The organism is Polynucleobacter kasalickyi, from assembly GCF_900176405.1.
Lineage (GTDB): Bacteria > Pseudomonadota > Gammaproteobacteria > Burkholderiales > Burkholderiaceae > Polynucleobacter > Polynucleobacter kasalickyi.
On sequence record NZ_FWXJ01000025.1, the window covers coordinates 1 to 4750 of the forward strand.

The 4750-nt window shown below is 34.8% G+C and carries 5 protein-coding genes and 1 tRNA gene; 4 read left to right on the forward strand and 2 right to left on the reverse strand.

Annotated elements, in window-relative coordinates; all coding sequences use genetic code 11:
- The first annotated feature begins 303 nt into the window (after window positions 1-303).
- Complete coding sequence (locus tag B8983_RS13670) at window positions 304-1140, forward strand: NUDIX hydrolase (RefSeq protein WP_084286092.1); 837 nt, start codon at window positions 304-306, stop codon at window positions 1138-1140.
- On the opposite strand, the gene B8983_RS13675 is transcribed toward B8983_RS13670, so the two are convergent.
- A complete protein-coding gene (locus B8983_RS13675) occupies window positions 1137-1811 on the reverse strand; it encodes an outer membrane protein (RefSeq protein ID WP_084286095.1) in 675 nt (224 codons plus the stop codon). The genes B8983_RS13670 and B8983_RS13675 overlap by 4 nt on opposite strands.
- A 304-nt stretch (window positions 1812-2115) precedes the next feature.
- Window positions 2116-2191, reverse strand: a tRNA-Asn gene (locus B8983_RS13680).
- 90 nt (window positions 2192-2281) lie between these two features.
- Here B8983_RS13680 and B8983_RS13685 point away from each other — a divergent pair.
- The 3 genes from B8983_RS13685 to B8983_RS13695 all read left to right on the forward strand — a co-directional run bounded on the left by B8983_RS13685 (window position 2282) and on the right by B8983_RS13695 (window position 4692).
- Window positions 2282-2704 carry a GNAT family N-acetyltransferase gene (locus B8983_RS13685; protein WP_159460913.1) on the forward strand — a complete coding sequence of 141 codons (423 nt, stop codon included), beginning with the start codon at window positions 2282-2284 and terminating at the stop codon, window positions 2702-2704.
- Between the two features lie 306 nt (window positions 2705-3010).
- The gene (gene bcsD / locus B8983_RS13690) at window positions 3011-3481 is read left to right on the forward strand and encodes a cellulose biosynthesis protein BcsD (protein WP_084286102.1); all 471 of its coding nucleotides are present in this window, start codon (window positions 3011-3013) and stop codon (window positions 3479-3481) included.
- A gap of 332 nt (window positions 3482-3813) precedes the next feature.
- Window positions 3814-4692, forward strand: a complete 879-nt coding sequence (locus B8983_RS13695; RefSeq protein ID WP_234987056.1) for a PDC sensor domain-containing protein — start codon at window positions 3814-3816, stop codon at window positions 4690-4692.
- Window positions 4693-4750: the final 58 nt, after the last annotated feature.

A 4750-nucleotide genomic window follows, 5' to 3' on the forward strand; every position in this document is an offset into this window, starting at 1 on the left:
ATCTATTTGGGACATTGGTATTACCTATATTAAAAAAGTTCGTCGAAAAAACTAGTTTAATAAATACCTTTGTCCCCCGTTTATGATGTAGAGCCAAAATATTGTAAAGTCAATAAAAATTTATGGCGTTTTCTAAAATACTTATCCACAAGTTTTGTGGATAAGTTGAATAAAATAGTCAAAATCATTAGATTTAAAAGGACATGGGCTGACATGCCCAAAATTTAAGCACCATATTTTCTCCATTGAAAAACTAGGGAAAATACTAAAGAAATTTTCACCTCCACGGTAAAGAAAGTTGGCATGAAATTAAATTATGTAATTTCTGATTCTATCCAATCAGCTTTAAATGAGATTATTGAAACAGCTTATCGTTCAATCCCAAATCAATTCGTCCCCGTCTACTATGTCAACCAGTTGATTGGTTCAGTTTCAGCATCATGCTTTAGCCACATGAAAGAACTCTTCAATCAAGACGATAATGACTTTTCTTTCATCCAGATAAACAATGACTCTATATTGTTGTCAACATCATCCTCTTATGACTTAAGTTTAGAACTTCGAATTCTTGCAGAATTTTTGCGAAGTAAAGGTGTTTTTTCACACTGGCGTAATGAACAATTCTCCTTTTTAAGGGAAGATGCTCACGAAATTTTCCGATTAGAACGGGCTGCTTTTAGAGGATTTGGACTAATGAGTACCGCGGTGCACATCAATGGATTTACTCGAGACGGCTCCATATGGCTAGCAACGAGGAGTGATAGTAAATCCGTTGACCCTGGCTTAATCGACAATATGACCGCTGGAGGAATTAATGCAATTGAAACCGTCCAATCGTGCGCAGAAAGAGAGCTTTGGGAGGAAGCAGGCGTGGTATCTAACCAATTAAATAATCTCTTTCCGGCAGGTTTAATTGAGGTCAGAAGGTTTTTACCTCCTCACGAGATTCACCATGAAAAGATTTTTACTTTTGACTTATTTGTCGATGAAAACTGGACACCCATCAATCATGATGGTGAAGTACAGAGTTTTCAAAAACATGGCATCGAAGAAGTAATTGATTTCATCTTATCCGAAAAGATGACTCAAGATGCTGCTGTGGTTACAGCAGACTTTATTTTAAGAAATCTAAAAATTTAGAAACTAAATCCATATCCAACTAAAGCCATCGTTGAATTATTAGTATAGTTCAGTGTATGGTTCGCCTGTACACCAGAAATTGAGGTTACAGGTGATGATGATTGGTCATCATAAACAGAGTAATTGACTTCACCAAATAGGAAGATATTAGGATCAATTGCGTACTTATAGCCTACTCCAACGGTATATCCCTTAAAGTTGATCGTATCACCTAGCAAATCCGTTCTTGATGATGCAAGACCAAACTTGGCGTAGGCAAGACCATCGTTGCCAATCACATATCCAGGTGCCAAAAAGAAATTGTAAGCATTCTTTTCCATGCTTTGACCAAGAATCGCAGTAGTGTTACCAGACTTTAAGGTGACATCTTGTTTCGGACTGGCAATCATAATATTGTATTCAAACCCAACTCCTAAACGTACTTTAGGATTGATTACATAGTTGTATCCCATGGCAATTGACTCTGCGAAATTATATGTTTTACCGACGTTGTAATCACCTAATACCTTCACACTATTTACAGTAGTAGTTCCAGAGGCGTAAGTTGAAGAACCGTTATAACCAACCCCAATTTGACCAAATAAGCCAGAAAAAGGTAATTTTTGGGCATAACTATTTAAAGATAGTGTTAAAAGACTTACTAGAACTATTTTGGTAGAAAGATTTTTCATGGGAAGAAGATGAGGTAGGGCTTACATGTTAAAGAAGATGAATTTATGTTACTACAATTTAGTCAATAAAACTGTGAATATTCATTGAATTGGCGTCATTTTTGCAGGTAAAAATGATGTTTTTATATTTTACGTAAAAGTCAAAAATCCATTTGACTACAAAAGACTTGAATTACTAATATTTAATTTTACAAAAAACACCAATTCTCTTTGGTTCTTATTGGATTGGAAGTGTTATGCTTTAATCGATTAAGTTACCAAAAAATAAAAAGAGCAAAGGTGATTAAACCTTTGCTCTTTAATTTGGCTCCCCGACCTGGACTCGAACCAGGGACCTGCGGATTAACAGTCCGTCGCTCTACCGACTGAGCTATCAGGGAATAGTTGACTATTATAGCTTTATTTTTTACAGGAATGCAAATCTTTTAATAAAAATGTTTCAATACCTTTTTAAAACGTGGGAACAGGCCTTGCCATCTGCATACCAAATTCGATATCAAGTTTTTGTCTTGGAGCAAAACATATCAGTTAATTTAGAGATTGATGAGTATGATTCAAAGGCTCGACACTTAATTTTATTGTTTAATGAGCAGGCCATTGGTACTGCAAGAATTTTCCTCGACCACACTGAGGTAATGGGCAATTTCAAGATCGGCAGATTAGCCATTCTTCAGGAGTTCAGGGGACAGGGCTTAGGAAAAAAAATGATGGGGCATTTAATTCAGTATGCGGAGGAGAATTTTTATCAACGGATTACACTGCATGCACAAATAAACGCTTTATCTTTTTATGAGAAATTGGGATTTATTGCCGATCCCAACAAGTTTTACGAAGATGGCGTTCTTCATCAAAAATGCACCTTAGTGCCAATCCAAAGACTTTCGATGAAATAATTCCATTGAAATATCGCAAAATTTTTGATAAATTTTATTTTTAACCTTTAAATTCATCAAACTAACATAAGCGTAAAATATTTGTAATGTAAAATAACCTCAATTAGTAAGATCATTAAACTCATACTCAATAATAAAACCTATAAAGTCGTATTCGCATTTCTGAGAAAAATGCCCTAATTTAAACAAAGACTGTGAAATTATTTACATTTTGAGTCATTTATTAGGGTTGTTGACTTAATTTTCATGTAAATTAGTAGTTAACTGTTTATATTTATTTAACCTTTTCATCAATGGAAGATTGAAATGTTTGGTCCAAAAAAAATTGATTATCGTATCCCTCGTCAAAGCTCAAGACTCTGGAGAAGCCTTCTAACAGCTTTTGCTAATGAATTCGTTACTAATCCTGGCTCTAATAATATTAGAGAAGTAATGTACAAAATTGGACACCGTTTTGCGACTCAATCTCCTTTACCAACATGTAATTCTTTAGATGAATTTAAAACTGCCATGAACTCGGTATGGCAAGATCTTGACTGGGGTTGGGTTGACTTAGAAGAAACGCCTGCTTCATTGAGAATTATTCATCATCAATCCACCAACGCTTATTTAATTAACGATGTTTTTGGTGAGCAAACAAAAATTTGGGGTCCTGCAATCTTAGAAGGAGCTTATCAAAAATGGTTGTCAGCAATGGGTGCTGGTGAATCTCTTAAAGTAACTCAGTCTGACGAGACCGACGAATTTGGTACAACTGAATATCAATTAAAAGCATAACTGATTAATACTAAACAACTAATGGCTCTTTATTGAGCCATTTTTTTTAGTTAAATTTTAGACATCAACTAAATATCTCATGTCAAATAATCCACCTAATGGGGGATACTAAAGTTGAGAGAAAGCAATTAAACTCGAAATGAATTCATGATTAGAACTATTAACTCTTTAATTTAATGCCAATTAATTCAACTATTAAGGCAAATAGTCTTTTTCTAAAGATTGGACTATTGACTGTTCTATTTTTTATCTTCATGGGTAGTGTCATTTCTTATCTATCCTATGAGACAAATATAAAGAACTGGCAAAACGAGTTGGACAGTCTCACCCTGGTGAACACAGAACATGCAAAACAAATTATTCAGAATGGTAACCGTGTACTAGAGAATTTGATGGACGTCCTGGAGTTATCAAAAGTTGGTGATGAAAGTCAGTATCTTAAATTTGCATCTGACTACAAACAATTCGAACTATTGAAAGAAAAAACTGCTGCAAACGCAATTATTGATGTGGCAACGTTTGTAGATGAAAACGGGAACGTTATTAATTTTTCTAGGTCCTACCCTCCACCCAAAATTAATTTATCAGATAGAGATTACTTTATCTATTTTAAAAACAACAATGACAAATCCACATTTTTTAGTGAGCCCGTTAAAAATCGCGGCACTGGTGGCTGGGTATTTTATCAAGTCAAAAGAATTAATGATCGGCATGACAAGTTTTTAGGGGTTGTTTTAGTTGGAATATCCTCCAAAGTATTTTCAGAATATTATGAAATTCTCGCCAACAACTTCAACTCCAAAGTTGCTTTTGCTTTATATAAAAGTGATCACAAGTTAATGACCAGATATCCTTTTAGAGAAAATTTAATTGGTAAAGCTAATCTTGAGGGGGGTGCAAAGCGAATTTTAGATACCGGAAAACCGTTCGGTAATATGATTGTCCAAAGCCCAAGGTTTACTGAAGAATTCCGCATAGAAGAAAGATTTGTTGGCGTAAGAAAGTTAGAGAATTACCCATTTTATGTTTCAGTGACAGCGAACAAGGATATTTACTTAAAGTCTTGGGTCAATACCTTGTGGTGGATTTGGGGATTAACCTTAAGTGGCATCATCTTGGTAGTCATTTCAGTTATTCAAATATCTAAAGCTCAAAATAGCCTCCAAAAAGAATTGGTGAATTCTAATACGAAGTGCAACTTTGAAAAATGAAAGGAGGCTAAGGATGATTTAGTATCTTAGCTTCTCGACCTCCAAGTCAAAGTAGCCA

Bases quoted from the DNA above. Each gene is read 5' to 3' on its own strand.
- B8983_RS13670 (WP_084286092.1), top strand. From the start codon at position 304: ATGAAATTAAATTATGTAATTTCTGATTCTATCCAATCAGCTTTAAAT.
- B8983_RS13675 (WP_084286095.1), bottom strand. From the start codon at position 1,811: ATGAAAAATCTTTCTACCAAAATAGTTCTAGTAAGTCTTTTAACACTA.
- bcsD (WP_084286102.1), top strand. From the start codon at position 3,011: ATGTTTGGTCCAAAAAAAATTGATTATCGTATCCCTCGTCAAAGCTCA.